The sequence below is a fragment of the Wolbachia endosymbiont strain TRS of Brugia malayi genome, from assembly GCF_000008385.1.
GTDB lineage: Bacteria > Pseudomonadota > Alphaproteobacteria > Rickettsiales > Anaplasmataceae > Wolbachia.
In genome coordinates, this window is record NC_006833.1 from 125,180 (window position 1) to 141,655 (window position 16,476).

At 32.6% G+C, this 16,476-nt stretch carries 18 protein-coding genes and 2 pseudogenes; 9 read left to right on the forward strand and 11 right to left on the reverse strand.

Annotated elements, in window-relative coordinates; all coding sequences use genetic code 11:
• The first annotated feature begins 1 nt into the window (after window position 1).
• Window positions 2–703: a ribonuclease III gene (gene rnc / locus WBM_RS00590; RefSeq protein ID WP_041571533.1), complete on the forward strand. Its 702-nt coding sequence runs from the start codon at window positions 2–4 to the stop codon at window positions 701–703.
• A 145-nt stretch (window positions 704–848) separates the two neighbouring features.
• Window positions 849–2,409: pseudogene (locus WBM_RS00595) on the forward strand (type II secretion system protein GspD).
• Here the strand turns inward: WBM_RS00595 and WBM_RS00600 are convergent.
• The 5 genes from WBM_RS00600 to WBM_RS00620 form a co-directional block, all read right to left on the reverse strand.
• Window positions 2,392–3,201: a P44/Msp2 family outer membrane protein gene (locus WBM_RS00600; RefSeq protein WP_011256302.1), complete on the reverse strand. Its 810-nt coding sequence runs from the start codon at window positions 3,199–3,201 to the stop codon at window positions 2,392–2,394. The pseudogene WBM_RS00595 and the gene WBM_RS00600 sit on opposite strands and share 18 nt — an antisense overlap.
• Window positions 3,202–3,243: 42 nt before the next feature.
• Window positions 3,244–4,479 (reverse strand): tRNA (N(6)-L-threonylcarbamoyladenosine(37)-C(2))-methylthiotransferase MtaB, encoded by a 1,236-nt coding sequence (gene mtaB / locus WBM_RS00605; RefSeq protein WP_011256303.1) that lies wholly within the window; start codon window positions 4,477–4,479, stop codon window positions 3,244–3,246.
• A 178-nt stretch (window positions 4,480–4,657) separates the two neighbouring features.
• Window positions 4,658–5,011, reverse strand: a complete 354-nt coding sequence (gatC, locus tag WBM_RS00610; protein WP_011256304.1) for an Asp-tRNA(Asn)/Glu-tRNA(Gln) amidotransferase subunit GatC — start codon at window positions 5,009–5,011, stop codon at window positions 4,658–4,660.
• Window positions 5,001–5,927: a ribose-phosphate diphosphokinase gene (locus WBM_RS00615; protein WP_011256305.1), complete on the reverse strand. Its 927-nt coding sequence runs from the start codon at window positions 5,925–5,927 to the stop codon at window positions 5,001–5,003. Before WBM_RS00615 ends, gatC begins: the two co-directional genes overlap by 11 nt.
• 479 nt (window positions 5,928–6,406) lie before the next feature.
• A complete protein-coding gene (locus WBM_RS00620; protein ID WP_041571364.1) occupies window positions 6,407–6,751 on the reverse strand; it encodes a hypothetical protein in 345 nt (114 codons plus the stop codon).
• A 217-nt stretch (window positions 6,752–6,968) separates the two neighbouring features.
• On the opposite strand from WBM_RS00620, the gene WBM_RS00625 reads away from it, so the two are divergent.
• The 3 genes from WBM_RS00625 to WBM_RS00630 all read left to right on the forward strand — a co-directional run bounded on the left by WBM_RS00625 (window position 6,969) and on the right by WBM_RS00630 (window position 7,750).
• Window positions 6,969–7,190: a hypothetical protein gene (locus tag WBM_RS00625; protein WP_011256306.1), complete on the forward strand. Its 222-nt coding sequence runs from the start codon at window positions 6,969–6,971 to the stop codon at window positions 7,188–7,190.
• Between the two features lie 147 nt (window positions 7,191–7,337).
• Entirely contained in the window at window positions 7,338–7,460 is a 123-nt protein-coding gene (locus tag WBM_RS06705) for a hypothetical protein (protein ID WP_255324093.1), read from the forward strand.
• Window positions 7,461–7,537: 77 nt separating this feature from the next.
• Window positions 7,538–7,750 carry a hypothetical protein gene (locus tag WBM_RS00630; protein ID WP_011256307.1) on the forward strand — a complete coding sequence of 71 codons (213 nt, stop codon included), beginning with the start codon at window positions 7,538–7,540 and terminating at the stop codon, window positions 7,748–7,750.
• A gap of 620 nt (window positions 7,751–8,370) precedes the next feature.
• Here WBM_RS00630 and WBM_RS06070 read toward each other — a convergent pair.
• Together WBM_RS06070 and WBM_RS06915 are read right to left on the reverse strand one after the other, a co-directional pair.
• Window positions 8,371–8,709: an MFS transporter gene (locus tag WBM_RS06070; protein ID WP_233417513.1), complete on the reverse strand. Its 339-nt coding sequence runs from the start codon at window positions 8,707–8,709 to the stop codon at window positions 8,371–8,373.
• 431 nt (window positions 8,710–9,140) lie between these two features.
• Window positions 9,141–9,261 (reverse strand): annotated as a pseudogene (locus WBM_RS06915) (IS481 family transposase); the annotation flags it as partial.
• A 298-nt stretch (window positions 9,262–9,559) separates the two neighbouring features.
• Between WBM_RS06915 and WBM_RS00645 the strand changes: the two are divergent.
• From WBM_RS00645 to rsmH, 3 genes are all read left to right on the forward strand, one after another.
• On the forward strand, window positions 9,560–9,919 hold the full coding sequence (locus tag WBM_RS00645) for a hypothetical protein (RefSeq protein ID WP_011256308.1): 360 nt from the start codon (window positions 9,560–9,562) through the stop codon (window positions 9,917–9,919).
• A gap of 278 nt (window positions 9,920–10,197) precedes the next feature.
• Window positions 10,198–10,338 carry a hypothetical protein gene (locus WBM_RS05675; protein ID WP_158676318.1) on the forward strand — a complete coding sequence of 47 codons (141 nt, stop codon included), beginning with the start codon at window positions 10,198–10,200 and terminating at the stop codon, window positions 10,336–10,338.
• Window positions 10,339–10,610: 272 nt separating this feature from the next.
• Window positions 10,611–11,612 carry a 16S rRNA (cytosine(1402)-N(4))-methyltransferase RsmH gene (gene rsmH, locus WBM_RS00650; RefSeq protein ID WP_011256309.1) on the forward strand — a complete coding sequence of 334 codons (1,002 nt, stop codon included), beginning with the start codon at window positions 10,611–10,613 and terminating at the stop codon, window positions 11,610–11,612.
• A gap of 567 nt (window positions 11,613–12,179) precedes the next feature.
• On the opposite strand, the gene WBM_RS06075 is transcribed toward rsmH, so the two are convergent.
• The 3 genes from WBM_RS06075 to WBM_RS06085 form a co-directional block, all read right to left on the reverse strand.
• Window positions 12,180–12,329 carry an ankyrin repeat domain-containing protein gene (locus WBM_RS06075; RefSeq protein WP_225416152.1) on the reverse strand — a complete coding sequence of 50 codons (150 nt, stop codon included), beginning with the start codon at window positions 12,327–12,329 and terminating at the stop codon, window positions 12,180–12,182.
• A 274-nt stretch (window positions 12,330–12,603) separates the two neighbouring features.
• Window positions 12,604–12,822 (reverse strand): hypothetical protein, encoded by a 219-nt coding sequence (locus tag WBM_RS06080; protein WP_225416153.1) that lies wholly within the window; start codon window positions 12,820–12,822, stop codon window positions 12,604–12,606.
• A gap of 154 nt (window positions 12,823–12,976) precedes the next feature.
• A complete protein-coding gene (locus WBM_RS06085; RefSeq protein ID WP_225416050.1) occupies window positions 12,977–13,105 on the reverse strand; it encodes an ankyrin repeat domain-containing protein in 129 nt (42 codons plus the stop codon).
• A 796-nt stretch (window positions 13,106–13,901) separates the two neighbouring features.
• Here WBM_RS06085 and WBM_RS06090 point away from each other — a divergent pair.
• A complete protein-coding gene (locus WBM_RS06090; protein ID WP_083750408.1) occupies window positions 13,902–14,123 on the forward strand; it encodes a DUF6444 domain-containing protein in 222 nt (73 codons plus the stop codon).
• A gap of 1,159 nt (window positions 14,124–15,282) precedes the next feature.
• On the opposite strand, the gene odhB is transcribed toward WBM_RS06090, so the two are convergent.
• On the reverse strand, window positions 15,283–16,443 hold the full coding sequence (gene odhB / locus WBM_RS00665) for a 2-oxoglutarate dehydrogenase complex dihydrolipoyllysine-residue succinyltransferase (RefSeq protein WP_011256310.1): 1,161 nt from the start codon (window positions 16,441–16,443) through the stop codon (window positions 15,283–15,285).
• Window positions 16,444–16,476 lie beyond the last annotated feature (33 nt).

Sequence of the window (16,476 nt, forward strand, 5' to 3'; positions counted from 1 at the left end):
CATGGAAGACTTGAACGACACTATATCTAAGATCATTAACTATAGATTTAAAAATGATGCGATATTAGAGGAAGCATTAACTCATCCAAGCTTAAATAAAAGAAATAGTAAAAATCAAATTGAAAATTACGAAAGGCTAGAATTTTTAGGCGATAGTATTTTGAATATGATTGTATCTGCTATACTGTTTAGATTATTTCCTAAAGAAAAAGAAGGGGCGTTGGCAAGAAGAAAAACGGATTTAGTTTGTGGTAATACCATTGCTAATGTTGCTAAAGAAATAAAGTTGGGTAACTTTATTATCATGAATAACAGTGAACGTTGCAATGGAGGAAAACGTAACCTAAAGAATTTAGAAAATGCACTTGAAGCACTAATAGGTGCAATTTACATTGATGGCGGATTCGCAAATGTTAAAAAATTTGTTACCAAGCATTGGGAAGAGCGGGCCAAAGGCATGCTCAGTCTCCCTCAAGATCCTAAAACTTCACTGCAAGAGTGGACTCAGAAAAATAAGTTACCCTTACCAGAGTATGAGCTTATGAAACAAACTGGACCAGCACATAGTCCTGAATTCACTATATCAATTTGCATAGAGAATTATGGTAAAGTTTTTGCATGTGCTTCTAGTAAAAAGGTTGCTGAACAAAAAGCTGCTGAATTAATGCTAGAAAAGATTAATAATAGTGAAAAGACAATTTAGCTTGAACAAAAACGGACAAGTTTTAAGAAAGCTAAGACCACAAGTTTTAGTATTTAGCGTTGCTGCTGCCTGATGAAAACAAAATTAAATACATTTTTAATATTTTTATAGAAACCTATTAGAATGGTTTTGTATGCTTTTTCTAATGGCTATTTTAAAATGCTTGATGCTTCTTTTTATCATTTTTTGTGTATGCCTACCTACTCAAGGATATGATAAAAGCCTTACTGAAATAGAAGGTGAAGATCATCATGATATAAGTGAACACGGCTGTTCGGTAGAGCAATGTAAAAATGAAATCTCTCTTTCAGAAGGCAACGGACCAGCAGTACCAGAAATTGTGCCTTTGCCTGTAGAGTTTCCTGATCTTACAGTCAGCAGTCAACTTATTTCTATTAATGTTAGTGAAGAAGTGTCAGTAAAGGATTTGCTGATTGAGATAGGAAAACTCTCTGATATTAACTTGGATATAAACCCCAAAATATCAGGTAATATTATTTTAAAGCTAAAAGATAAAAATATAAATGAAGTAATCCAGAGTATAGCTGATAGCGCTAAACTGCGTTATTCAACAAGTAATGGTGTGATTAAAATTGAGCAGGATTTACCATACGCACAAAACTACTACGTAGATTTCATCAATATTCAACATTCTGCTCAGAGTAGTTTTATTGTTAATAACAATATTACTAGCGGCAATAGAGGCAACGCTGATGAAGATTGCAATAGTGTTATAAAGTCTCAATATAGCAGTGATTTGTGGAATTCATTGGAAAAAGGTCTTAATGCAATAATGGACATTAACGGGGTGGATAATAAGGAATTTCTTTCATCCAACAGAGAAACAGGTGTTATTATTTTAAATGCTAGAAAAAGTATCCATAAAGCTGTTGAAGAATATATTAATAAGGTTAAACAATTGGCATCTTCTCAAGTGATGATAGAGGCAAAGATAGTTGAGGTTGTGTTAGACGACAAATACCTTTCTGGTATTAACTTAAATGATTTATGCAATGTAAATAAACCTGTGGTGAATCAAGATAATTCTATTATTGATCTTGCGGTAAATTTCGGTGCAAGTGACCTAGGGAATTTAGTGAAAAGTTTAGACAAATTTGGCACTTCAACTATAATTTCAAGCCCCAGAGTACATGCCATAAATAATTAGCAGGAAATGATTTCATTCACTAAAAATCACATTTATTTTACTTATGACATACAAAAAAATACTAAAAATTCAAATCAGATCTTAGTGACCAAAATGAATAGCGTGCCAATAGGTGTCGTGTTAATAGTTCATCCAAGCATTAATACTGATACTAGTGAAATATTCATGAATATACACCCAACTTTATCAAGAATTAACGGCTACACTAAAGATCCAAATATAGAGTACATCGCACAGCAGAGTAGAACAAAATTGAATAGCAATATTCCAATTGTTGAAATTAGAGAAATGAACTCTATGTTAAAGATCAAGAGTGGTGAAGTTATGGTAATTGGTGGACTTATAGAGCATAGAGAAGATAAGCAAAGCTTTAAAGCCGCATTAAGTCAGAAGTCAAAGAGACTAGCAGACAACATGAGAACAGTAGAAACTGTCATCTTTTTAAAAGCAACAATTGTGCCAACATTTAATTTGTTGGATAAATAAAGATAATAAGACTTGTATATACATTGAATCGTTACTAAAAATTAAATATTAAGCCAATTTCAATGTTATGGGTTGATATGTCATCTGCAATAGGTATCGGAATGCTAAAATAACGGTAGCCGAGGAAGGTTTTAATTTCTGGGATTATCGAGTAACTAACACCAAGCTTTACTTGATAAGCAAACCAAGGAACGTTCAGTGGCATCGAGTTTTGAGGTGACCCATTGATCTTTCTTAATCTAAAAACCGTTGGTCCTATACCAAGGCCGACGTAAGGAGCAATTTGTGTATCTTGAATACTGGGATTATAGTAAAAGTTTAACAAAAATGCAAATATACCAGCTGATCTATCAAATATCGGAAAAGAATTGCCATTTTTAATGTTGACCTTAGAATACATGGTTTCGAAATCAATACGGCCGTTTTCTCCAGCATAGTAGCCTAAAGATATACTGTTAAGCCACTGGAAATCAATTTCATCATCAAACTTTTTTACGCTTTCAATCTCATCTGCTACCATATTTTTTATTATAGTACCATAACGGCTCTCAACTAAAGTAGGAACTCTTTCTCCAATTGCTTTTATACCATTCACAAATGTTTCTGAGTTATCAGAGTATATTTTACCGCTATTAGCGCTAACATAAAAATCAAGTTTTTTATCCTTTACTGATATAACCTCTCTTCCATTATATTTTCTAGATTTGTGGCATGTAGATTCATCTGCAAGCATTAAATTTTCCACAAACTGTCCATCATTTGAACAACTTTCATTAGCATGAATAGGAAAAAAGCTAATACATAAGATTAGTAATGCATCAAAAACAATAGATCTTTTCATCATAAACAAGTTTACAATTTATAGTGCTTTCCTCATATCAAAAAATTAGGGAATAATACTTCCAACTAAGTAACCACTTTCCATTCCTATAATGGTAGCTTTTACAATACTTTTAGCTTGAATCTTTGATGTAAACTTTACTAATGCAAAATTTTCTGCTCTACCAATATTATTTTGCTCAACTAGAACACTTTGTTTAGTGCCTATCAAAGATTGATAAAAGTTACTCATCATTGCTTTATTTATTTTCCTTAAGTTTTTTACTCTTTCTTTACGCACATTCTCTGGCACTTGTGGCATTCGTGCAGCTGGTGTATTTTTCCGCTTCGAATATGGAAAAGCGTGTAGATAAACTGTATTTGTTTCTTCAAGTAGATTAACTGTATCCTGAAACATCTCATCAGTTTCCGTAGGAAATCCAGCAATAATATCAGCACCATATGCTATATTAGATCTCAAACTTTTCACTTTATGACAAAATTCTATCACTTGTTCCCTACTATGACGACGTTTCATTCTTTTTAGAATTAAATTATTACCAGATTGTAAGCTTAAGTGTAAATGTGGCATAAATCTTGATTCATTAACTATTAAATCCATTAATTCATCATCAACTTCAGCAACATCAATAGAAGAAAGCCTGAGCCTCTTTAGTTCTGGCACATCCTTTAAAACTCTTCTGACCATTAAACCAAGTGAAGGTTTGCCAAATAGATCTGTACCAAAATCAGTAATATCAACTCCTGTAAATACTACTTCTTGATAGCCATTTGCTACGAAAATCTTGATTTGCTCAATAATATTGTTTATTGGTACGGATCGGTTATTCCCTCTTGCTTCAGTAATCGAGCAAAATGTGCAGCTATGATCACAGCCATTTTGAACTTCAATGAATGCTCTTGATTTATCTTTGAATTTATCAATTAGAGCAGGTTCTGACTTACTTGCCTGGTTATCGTTAACTAATATTTTATTGTTACTTAATAAGTAATTTTCGGTCTTTAGCTTATCTTGATTACCTAACACTTTACTCACACCAGGAATATTACTATACGATTCAGGGTCTAATTGAACGGCACAGCCAACTACGATAATTTCTTTATTTGGGTCATTTTTATAAATCTTACGTATTTTTTGTTTTACTTGACGTTCTGCTTCATTTGTCACTGCACAGCTGTGTACCACTACAACATTTTCTCTCTCTGCTTTTCTTAATGCTTCCTTAATTAACTCACTTTCGTAAAAATTTAGGCGGCAACCAAATGTCACTACTTCATTCATGCTAGGCTTTAATAGGCTTTACAATTTAATTATTATATCAGACATCCAGGTAAAGTCATTAAACCTCTTAACCATAACAAGTGGTAACCCTATGTTTCTATAGACCTGTTCTTCTACATAAACCCTGAACCTATATCAATCCACTCTCTAAATCTTTCTTTGAAAAATGAGCCTTATTTTAATCATTTATAACCTTTGGCACTACAAAATACCCATGCTCAGATTTTGTATTAGATAGTATCTCCTCTTTCATGCTCTGGAAATTGACAACGTCGTCGCGTACGTGAATATCCTTATCTATACTGCCATAGCGTATAGGGGAAACGTCTTTAGTATTAACTCGCAATAAAATGTCATGTATCCAATCTAACATTGTCAGTTCTTTGGAGTAATGCTCTATTTCGTCATTTGATAACTTAATTCTTACAAGCTGTGCGATTTTAAGCATTTCTTCCCTAGTGATTGTTACTTTTCTCTTATTTACAAATTCTATTAGCGAAGTGATGACATCTTCTGCTGACCTAGCTGGCATCTTTACCTCCTTGAATGAAATGAGTCAAAATATTTGCAATTGAAACAATTTCTATTTTATCAGTCTTTTCAAGCTTGTGAAATATGGTATCTGTAGTCACTAATTTATCTAGAGAAGAGGAAGAGATTTTTTCAATTGCATTCCCTGAAAGTACGCCATGTGTTATGCATGAAATTACAGACCTTGCTCTACGATTTTTTAAAGCGAGAGCTGCATTACATAATGTTCCACCGGAGTCGACTATATCATCAACAATGACACAATTTTTATTTGTGGCTTCTCCTATTACATTCATTACATGAGATGTGCCTGCTTTCTCCCTATATTTATCTATTATGATAATCTTATCACTCAATTTTATCTCGTACTTTTTCTCTAAAGTCTTTGCAAAAGCACGTGCTCTACCGATTGCTCCAACATCAGGTGCAACTATTGCCAAGTTTTCTATATGTATAGAGTCAGCGAATGCTTCAAAACAACTCAAATTAGTTAGTGGTACATCAAAAAACCCTTCAATTTGACTTGAATGCAAATCAATGACTGCAACACTGCTTGCACCTGCAGTCTGAATAAGATTTGCGACTAATTTGGCGTTTAAAGCAGATTGCATGTTGTTGTTTTTAATGATTCTGTCCTGCCTACTATACCCATAGTAGGGAATAATTGTCGTAATTCTTTTAGTTCCTGACCTCTTTACTGCATCAATTATGAACAGAAGCTCCATAAGATGGTCGTTCACAGGGGGAGAAATGGACTGTATTATATATACCTCTTGACTGCAGAGGTTACTTTCCACTTCCGCATTTATCGCACCATCGGCAAACTTTGATACCTGAGCGGAAAATGGCTGAACATTCAGCTTGTTAGCTATTAATTTTCCTAGCTCTTTACTAGCATTACCTATTATTATCTTCATAATATACCAATTAAACTTGTAAGATTATACAGAAATTATGAGATGATAGAAATTGAGTTTCTTTATTTTAACGTTCTTGTCAATGAATTAGTTGCATAGCTGTCGATCGTTCAGTAACTCACACAGAAATGCAAAAACTACTTGACAAACCTCGCTAGCCCCCTTATCCCGATACTGGAGGTATTAAGTTACCTTCAATCTGTGCAGATTAAAATAATAAAGTGTTATATAGTTAGCATCTTATGTTTAATTTTTTGCACTATATGTACCTTATGTCTTCACAATATTTCTAATTTTTTACCTATATAAGTTGAAACTCGCTTATAAAGCGTTTAGGACAGTATAATATACTAATTTGCAGGATTAGAGAGTAAATACTATCACCATAATATATCTTTTGCCTTTTTTTTGCCTAGTAAATTTCTAAAACATTTATGACTAAAGGTTAGTTGCAATAAAAAACAACTAAGTCGCGATTACTAAGTATTTAAAACATAAAAAAACGCTAGTGTTTTTAAATAGATATTAACTAGGGCTTCTTTTGTCTTTTTCTTACTTGGTGGATTTCTTAAATATTTGTAGCTGAAGCAACTTATGAGCAAACGAAAATGGTACAATTCCAGCGCGCGACGCTGGAATAGCTTTGTTGCATAGCACACGAAAAAAATATGGTGGTTATCGACAAAATTCATTATAAGATGGCCACTTAACCACTTAACAAAAAACATGCCAGTAAAATGAAAGTCAGCAACCAAAATGAATACAATAAATTCCTCAAAGAGAGGAGAAATATTTTCTGTTTTATCAGATGAAGCAATTGACAATTGATATGAACAAAAGTGCAAGGTGGTAACTATGTTTACAGTGATAAAGTCAGTAGGAATTGGTATTAGTAATAAATTAGTAAAGTCATATTAAAATGTGACTGAAATTTGACTTAAAAATTTTTTAATACTTAATAGGTAACTCATATTCATAAATAACAAGGAACCCATTTTATGCACTACAAGCTGAAGCAGAAAATTTCTCATTTGACAAGTAGTGACTGATAAAAAAGATAATGCTAAAGCAAATTCTGGTAAGATAATGTACCCAAACTTTTTTGAAATAGACTTTATTATCAACGAAAAGGAAATAGATTGTAATGTGACTCGCATGTTAATTGAAAAAGCTAAGAAAGGTCATAAATTTGGTGAAACATGGGAAGATTATTATAGATCAATTTCTGATAATAAAAGAATTAGCATATACAAAAATGTTTGAGTATGCTGATCATTATGGGATAGTACCTAATGAGACCATTACAGGGGAATTAATCACTAATTGTAATGACGCTGGTATTTTAATAGACTAATTTTTAGCGATTCACTTAAAACTCGGTTTGGGTTACGACTTTATGATTGCAAGAAAATGGTAAATATTCATTATGATGGTACTAATGTTATAGCAGTGAGATCCAAAATCGTAGCAGATGTAGAAGACCTTAATCCATCAGAAGTGCTTAATCAAGAAAAGAAATGGGTAGTCAGTTAGATGATTCACTTGAATCTGTGCTTGAAGCCAAAGTTAATGAAAACACAAGCGATATAAGAATATAGAATGGCAAACTATTGCTCATTGTTCCTAAAGAAATGAGGGATTACACTATAGGAAGTGGCAGAAGTTTGCTCGATATTATTACTGAGTATTTCCAAGAATTATGTGAAAAATCAGGATTTATTAAGAAGGAATATAGAATAGAACGTAATGTTGATAATACTTTCGTGCTAGATAGAAGAGTAAATGAACCTGCTGTTACTAATAACAGAAAAGAAATAAGCTGAGTGTAGCGAGTAGAAGACTTTTTAATAACAGCTCTGGATTAGAAGGAGAATATTTAAAGATAGGAAAAGTATCTATTCTACGCTGAACAGATAACTTGAAGAAAACTAATTTTTAATTTGCGATATAGCAACCAGCCCAATTAATGCACAAAAAATCATACAAAAACTAGCTGAAGTCTCTTGTCCTGTAACCCCTTGATAACTGTTGTGCATATGAATGGTGTACCAATAATCCATCAGATATATTTCTTGATAAACTAAATCCGCTGTACTGCACCTTTGTTGGAAATAATCGCACATAAGTGCACCGACAGGATCAAGCAATGCGGCTATTGGGATTATAAAAGAATGTGTACCATTATAATCAGCAAATCATTACCACTTAATATTATTGAAAAAACTGGATAACTTGCTATTTACAAAAGTTATGAATACAAATTTCATGACTTTTTCTCTTCCTATCTTGTCGAAAGTATTGCAACTAATATAGTTAATCCTCCGAACGCAATTTGGCTCAGTATTTTTACTATATGGGTAAGAATGAGTATTTATTGTTAATGTAAGCACATTGAAAAATACTAGGTACATGTAAAGGGACGAATTTTCAACTATGTCGACCCCTATTGATACCAGAAAAGTTTTTTATAGCAATTCAATAGTTCTTTTAATGGTAATTCAGGTGGATTTTTCTGCTTTTTATACTCTGGGCTCTCATCAAGTATATACCTTGGTATTATGCTGATTAATCCCACTACTAAATTAAAACTAAAAGGTAACCTCCATTCCCAAGATTTGAAATCAGATACTTTTTTGCATATGAGTACTGCTATAAGACTCAGGATTGACCCAAGAATTGCGCTTAATACTTCAATACTGCCAAAGAATTTCTTCTTGTTTTTAGGAGCATGCTCTAAAAATGGAATATTTCCTGCCTCTCTTCCAAAAGATATACCCTGCAATAACCTTAAACATACCACCAGTATTGATGGCAAGTATTCCGAGATTTTGATACCATGGCATAAAAGCAATTAATACGGTTGATAGAGTCATCAATATAATTGAGAGCAATAGGGTAAACTTTCTTCTATGTTTATTGGCCAATATGGCTAAACATAGCAGCACCGGTTGTCCCATCAGGGGAAACCCACTACAAATATTCCAAAAGCCTTTGGTAGGCTAACCAACTGATCGCATAATGAAAAAAATATCGCCGATTATGTTTACTAGATGACCAAAAAGCATGTGACATACCACAGTACAGTGTTACAAATTAAACTTGATAATATTACTTTTGTAATTTACCACACAATTTTCTACATTCAGAATGTGAAGGGTAGGATAAAATAAATTAGGAGATTTTTCTACTGATTACATATAACTAAAAGGAGGTGAGAGTTTTGAGTCTTTTTGCATAATTACAAACCATAACAAAGTCGTAGATTTTGAATTGCTGATGCGACTGACTTCCTAACCGTAGCACCTTTTAAAGTTTTGTTCATATGCTCAACTTGCTAAAGGCAAGAAAATTTGACATCTCTCGATATTCTGGCATAATTATATATGCAGAAAAAATCTGAAAAATTTTTGTCTAGTACAGTTTTTTTAAAGTAGAATATTTTCCAAATATAAAGAAAGATTTGTATCTAATAAACAGATAAATTTAATGAATATCATTGAATCTGACAAACAAATGTTTCAAGACTATTAGAGCATTTGATAGTATTGAGAAAAGAGATTACTAGTAGATAATTTAATCAAGAAAGTTAAGGATATAGTATTGCTTCAGATGGAATAAATTATCAGGAACGGGTGCAGGAAGTAAGCAACAGTTTTGATGAAATAAAAGTTTTTATAGAGCAGAAAAAAGAAATACTAAAATATATTGTGTCTTGGCTTAAAGAAGATAAACAAGAGAATTTCTTAAAAGAGTTTGAACAAATACAAATAGATTTCTCAGAAAAAGCAAAAAGATTAACTTCTTTAGCAATGAAAAAGCTAAAAATATTAACTATAGCAGACCTAAATCTAGCAGTAATAAGTCAAAATCAGTATATGAAAATATCTTATAAGTCTGTTATAAGTCGAAATTCTGTACATATTATGCTAATAAAGAAAAATTCAGATAATAGTTTTGCATTTTATGATCCTAATTTATGGTGCAGTTTTTGACCTAACAGAAGAACAGCTATGTGAGGTTATAACTCAATCATTTTATGGCTACTAAGAATGAGCAAATTATATATTGTCGAGCTGTTTATCTTATTTACCTCAGTTGTTGCTAGAATTGTTGTAGCAGTATATGGTTATAATCCAGCGTATCGCTTATAATTTGTTTAGTAGATTTGTCAATTTTGTGTTGCTTAAACGAAAAATTAATGCCGCAAATGTATAACACTATTATATAAGCTGATAGTATAACAGCTTTTCGTAGAGAGCATGAGGCTGAATTGGAAAATCTTATAGATAAGTATTGCGGTAATGATAGCAAATCAAAGGATGTAGCTATTATAATCGACCCACAAGTAAAAAGTATAACTGAGGAAAATTTAATTTTGGACAACGTTCATAACTTATATGCGTCGAGTTAACCCATAACTCCTTTTTCGGTGGTATGATCTTCTCATTTATTATACCATCACACTCAGGGACTATACATCACGGTTTGTTTTATATCATAATGGTATGTTTTATTTTTCCAAATATGGAAAGAAAATGTGAGCATGACATAAATATTATATTAATAACAATATTTTATTAAATCTTAATATTTTTATATTATTGCCCATGTATTTCTATAGTATACTATACTTAAGTAAAAAAGTTATTTTTATATATATACAAAATCTTTCAATAGAACGCTATGGCACATATTCCAGTCTTATTAAAAGAGATGCTATTACAACTTTCACCACAAAATGGTGGTATATATGTGGATGCTACATTTGGAGCTGGAGGATATAGCAAAGCAATACTGGAATCAGCTGATTGCAAAGTGTATGCGATTGATAGAGATAAAACTGTTATTAAATTTTATGAGGATTTAAATATTAAGTACCCCAGTAGAGTAAAGCTATTTATTGAAAAATTTAGCAATATAAGAAGTATATTAGATAGTAATAGCCTTGAATACCTTGTAGAGCCCTCTGCTGTCTCAAAACTCTCTTCCATTATCTCATCTGGGATTCAGAAAAAAAATATATGGATCTCAGCGTCAAGCACTGGAGTGACACCAAGTAATACTGTAGATGGAGTTGTATTTGACATAGGAGTTTCATCTATGCAGCTTGATGACGGAGATAGAGGATTCTCATTTTTACATGATGGTCCACTTGACATGAGAATGGATAACTCTTCTCATACAAACGCTTCAACATTTGTTAACGCTTTACGCGAAGAAGAAATTGCAAACACTATATATAACTATGGAGGCGAGCGTCATTCTCGTAGAATTGCAAGAGCAATAGTAAACGCACGGAAGAAAAAAACTATCAAAACTACATTTGAGCTTGCAAATATTGTGCGTTCTGTAGTGTTTCGTGGAAAAAGTAAAATTGATCCTGCAACTAGGACATTTCAGGCAATTAGAATATGGGTAAATGACGAACTGGGAGAACTTGAAAAGGGCATTAAAGCAGCATCTGAAATTTTAAATAAGAATGGCAAGTTAATAGTTGTCACTTTTCATTCTTTGGAAGACCGTATAGTCAAAACTTTTTTTAAAAGTTTATGTGAGCCAAGATCTATCGATTGTAAGGTATTCTCTCTCCTAAATAAAAAAATGATCAAAGCAAGCGCAGAAGAAGTAAATGCAAATCCACGTTCGCGTTCAGCAAAGCTAAGAGCTATACAGAGGTTATCGTGAGAATTTTCTGTATTATCTTAATAATTATGTTTTTTTAATATTATAGACCTGTTTAAGGTAAAATTACATGTTCAGTCATTAAATAAAGAGCTAATAGAAATAAGAAGTGAGATTAGTTTGGTGTGTAAAGCGATATAAGAGTTCTACAAGCAGAATGGAGCTATTTGAATAATCTGAAAAGGCTTGTAAAGCTTATGAAGAAATATTTGAGAGATAACTCTTTAGTGTTAGCTGGTTAGATTAAAAACCTTGACGCTATAAATGGTCGCAGTGTATCAGCCACAACTTAAAAACCCAGGTTGATGATTTTGCGACTCTCTGCTTAAATGTAGAGCAAGTTTTTCAGCATAACCTTAATTTTTTTATATATTTTACTTCTTTGCACTTACTACGTAGCTCTTTTAGTGAAGCAACAAAAATTTGCAAAAATTTTTATAATTTTTTTGATGTCTTTTGTGCTATTAGCTTTGCTGATAGACATATCTATTGCAGTGTAGCCATCATTGCACTTAATGCTCAGGTTTGCTCCCTTTTCTATTAGCAGTTAAGCTATATCAAAAAATCTCCTTAAACAGCAAGATGTAGAGGCATATAACCCTGCTGCTCACAAATATTCATATTGGCTTTAATTTTCAATAACATTTTTACAACTTTTGTATGGTCTTTTTTAACTGCTAAGTGTAAAGGGACTCTGTTACATCTACTGACAGCATTGATCTACTTTAAGCTTCAATAGGAACTTAACTGCTTTAGTGTTACCACTATAGCTAGCCTTATGTAACCTGGTGTCATCATTAAAATCTTGATCATTTGTTTCTATTCTCTTTGAAACAAGAAATATTACCATCCTCTTAATTATTATGCTCAATAGCATAATCTAATGCATCAAAACCATGATTGTTTTTTGTACAAATAAATCCTTTAAAGTTAGCTTTTGCTTGCTGTTTCTTTACAATGGGCTTAAGTATTTGCATTTTATTGTTATATCCTGCTAGGAAAAGCGTAGTATTATTTTTGTATCTTTTGCTTCTATGTTTGCACCTCTTTTTATCAGATATTCTATAATTTCTGCTCTACTTTCGTAATACGCAATGCATTGATAAATAGTCAAAAATAAAGGAGTGCGGAAATTATTATCTTCACATTCAAGATTTGCTTCCCTATCAATTAAAGTTTGAACACTTTTTTTAGAAACGCATAGTGAAGCTATATAAAGAGGAGTATAGCCTTCTTAGGCATCTTTTTCATTGATTTTTGCGTCTTTTCTATCAAAAAACTTATTAATTCTGTATCATCTTGTAGTGCGCGAAGTAAATCCATTTTTATCCTTAGAATTAATTGTAAGTTGATTAACAAGGAGTTTATCAATTTTCTTGTGCCCATGCATAATGGTATGGATTTCTATTTTCATAGTCTATTACATTAAAATCTGCTTCGTGCTCTAATAATGATTTTACTTTAATTACATCACCTTCTTTTGCAAATTTACGCAAAAGAGTGATTTCATTTGCATCTTTTTAGTTAATAATCAAATCTACTTTTCACTAATTGGTTTATATCTTCCTCATGTGCCATATTACTTAAATCTCCAAACTCTTTTCCTTATTAATAGTACTCCTACTTAATTGAGTTTAGATGAATCTGTGAGAAATATATCATAGCTGAGATATTGCACATGGTTGTACGAGTGCCCTTCGCCAAAGCGAGGGTATTTTCAAGTAAGCTGGCCAACATCTAGGTTCTTTAGCAAAAAAAATGGATTAAATGCAAAAATACTTGATAAACTTTGCCAGTCTCCTTATCATAGTAAGCTTAATTATTTATCTTTTCTATACAGGTTAAGTAACAAAAAACTTAATGTATTTAGTATTTCGCATTTAATTTTCTGCACTATGTGCACTTTATGTTTTTTATATTGTTATCTATTACCAACTAGTACTGTAAATTGCGCTTGCTAAAAAACGCCAACTGATAAAATGATAGTGAACAACTAACTGTTCTAGGTCTTTTTTTCTATCAGTAAGTTTCTTAATATTTATAATTTAGATTAATTGCAGCTCAAAAGCAACCTAGTCATGATTATTAAGTGTTTAGAATAAAAAAACGCCATATTTAAAAATTAAATATAAATAAGTAGTCACTCACTAGGTTTTTTTTACCTTTTTTCTACTTATTAAATTTCTTATAACCGTTCACGGAGATAAGGGATTTACAAAGTGATTGTAAAAGTGTAAAGACATGAGAAGCTAAGTATAGAGTGGGTATGATAACAGGGCTGCAGAAAAGATTGTGGCGTACAAATCAAAAAACGCTAATCTCAAAGAAGAAATAAAGGCTCTGATTATAGAAAATGATGGCTTAAAAGCAAAAATAATTGAGCTAGAAGATAAACTGGGTCTGAACTCAAAAAGTTCATCTCTACCACCATCGCAAGATATATATCGCAAAAAAACAAAAAAGAAAAGTGATAAAAAACCAGGAGGTCAGCCAGGGCATAAGGTATATAAGTGAGATTTGATGGTAGCAAATATAGTAGTAGACTATACAATTTTATCAGGTTTGTGTGTGTGGAAATAAGGTTGTTTTAGAAGATGAAATTGTCCATTAAAAGGTAGAATTACCAGAAATCAAACCAATCGTAACTGAGTACAGGTTGCAAAGAAACTATTACAGAGCTTGTGATAGGAAGGGTTCAGCTAGTTTAACCATGGGGGTTTCAAGAGGTCCTCTAGGGTTCAATGCTAAAACAACAATTAGCAGCCTAAGTGGCTTTTTTATTAACTCGAAAAGAAAAGTACAACAAATTTTAAGCAGTATATTTAACCTCAATATAAGTCTTAGTTTAGTATCAAAGACTGAGCACAGAGTATCAAAAGATGCGCATCTGAATATGAGAAAATGAAGGAAGAATTGAAAGAAACCTGCATATAGATGAAACATAGCACAGAAATCAAGGAGAAAGAGGCTGGGTTGGGTAATAACAACAAAGCGCTCTGACACTTCTAAAGATGACCGAGTCTCGTGGCAAGAAGGTGTTGCAAAGTTTACTGCCAGAATACAATGGCATAGTTGTAAGCAACAATACGCTGCGTACAATTATTTTAGTTTGAAAATAGATAGATATGTTGGACACATTTGACAAGAGATTTTCAAAGATTTGCGTATAGTAAAAATATTGAAGTGAGCAAAATTGGCCAGGCGCTCAAGTCACTCAATAACAGAGTATTTGTGGTACAAAAGCAAAAAAATAAAATTTGGTAGATGATTTACGATTTTATCAACTAATGTAAAAATTTTGAAAAAGGGTAGAACATCTTTTGTGTAAAATGACTAGGGTTATAAATGGTACTCAAACTTTGAGGATGGCTGCCAAGATGTTAAGATCTGAGGATATGGAAGTTTTTACGAAAACTTGAAGTGATAGATACAACCAATAACCTTGCAGAACGGTAAATGAGGCGCTATGTAATCTATTGTAAGAACAGCTTTTTCACTTGGTCAGAACGTGGAGAAAGATTCATAAAGATGTTGTCGATATTTTAACTTCGCGTCTAAATGGCCAAAATTCCTTTCAAAAGTTACAGAATCTAGTAACTGTTACTGCTTAATTCTTTATTCATTTCCACAATTTGTAAACGGTTACTACTAGATTAGTAACTACTCACTTGAGCTATACCTCCAAAACTAACCTGTTTGGATCTTCTATATAATTTTTTATTTTGACGAGAAAAGTTACTGCTCCTTTGCCGTCAATTATTCTATGGTCGTAGGAGAGGGCAATGTACATCATAGGTCTAATTTCAATTGAGTTGCCCACAGCAAATGGCCTATTTTGTATTGAATGCATTCCAAGTATTCCAGATTGTGGAGGGTTTATTATCGGAGTGGAAAGGAGCGAACCGTATACTCCACCGTTTGAAATAGTAAATGTTGCATCTTCCATTTCTGATACTTGTAGCTTACCTTCTCGTGCTTTTTTACCGAGATCAGCCAAAGTTAGCTCAATTTCAGCAAATGACATCTGATCAGCATTTCGAATAGCTGGCACAACAAGACCTTTGTTAGTGCCAACGGCAACACCTATGTCATAGTAACGTTTGTATATGATTTCATCACCTGAAATTTCAGCGTTAATTTCAGGAATTTCTCTCAGTGCTTGCACCGCTGCCTTTATAAAGAACGACATGAAGCCAAGCTTTATTCCATATTTCTTTTCAAAGGTTTCTTTATATTTTGCCCTGAGATCTATAACATTTTTCATGTCAATTTCATTAAATGTGGTCAGTATCGCAGCTGTATTTTGTGAAGCTTTTAAACGAGCAGCAATTACTTGCCTTATTTTGCTCATTTTTACTCGCTCTTCTCTCCGTTCCCCACTTGCTGCACTTTTTGGCAATTCATATTGTTTTATAGTAGGTTGTTCAGCTTTTCTCATATGATCTATCACGTCTGCTTTGGTTATCCTGCTTCCCATACCAGTCCCTTTAACACTTTCTGTACTGATTGCATTTTCCTCCATAATTTTACGAGCTGATGGAGCGTCTCTTTTAGCAAGGTTCTCACTTTTATCTTCTTTCTTCACCTCTCCTACGGAAAGTTTTGCCAACAATTGATCAGGGCTTATCACATCGCCTTCACTTACAAGAAATTCAGTTATTTGTCCTGAAGCTTCTGCAGTTAGTTCGAGTGCTGTTTTATCAGTTTCAATTTCAAAGATTAAGTCATCTACTTCTATTGCTTCGCCAATACTTTTCTTTATTTTGATTACACCTTCTGTGATCGATTCACCACCAAGAGTCTTTGGTGCTCTAATTTCTATAATCTTGTTCATAAAACAACCTTTCGTACAAACTTGCTATAAATT

Excerpts from the sequence above, each read along its gene's own strand:
- rnc (WP_041571533.1), top strand. The coding sequence starts at position 2 with ATGGAAGACTTGAACGACACTATATCTAAGATCATTAACTATAGATTT.
- WBM_RS00600 (WP_011256302.1), bottom strand. The coding sequence starts at position 3,201 with ATGATGAAAAGATCTATTGTTTTTGATGCATTACTAATCTTATGTATT.
- mtaB (WP_011256303.1), bottom strand. The coding sequence starts at position 4,479 with ATGAATGAAGTAGTGACATTTGGTTGCCGCCTAAATTTTTACGAAAGT.
- gatC (WP_011256304.1), bottom strand. The coding sequence starts at position 5,011 with ATGCCAGCTAGGTCAGCAGAAGATGTCATCACTTCGCTAATAGAATTT.
- WBM_RS00615 (WP_011256305.1), bottom strand. The coding sequence starts at position 5,927 with ATGAAGATAATAATAGGTAATGCTAGTAAAGAGCTAGGAAAATTAATA.
- WBM_RS06705 (WP_255324093.1), top strand. The coding sequence starts at position 7,338 with ATGGTAAATATTCATTATGATGGTACTAATGTTATAGCAGTGAGATCC.
- rsmH (WP_011256309.1), top strand. The coding sequence starts at position 10,611 with ATGGCACATATTCCAGTCTTATTAAAAGAGATGCTATTACAACTTTCA.
- odhB (WP_011256310.1), bottom strand. The coding sequence starts at position 16,443 with ATGAACAAGATTATAGAAATTAGAGCACCAAAGACTCTTGGTGGTGAA.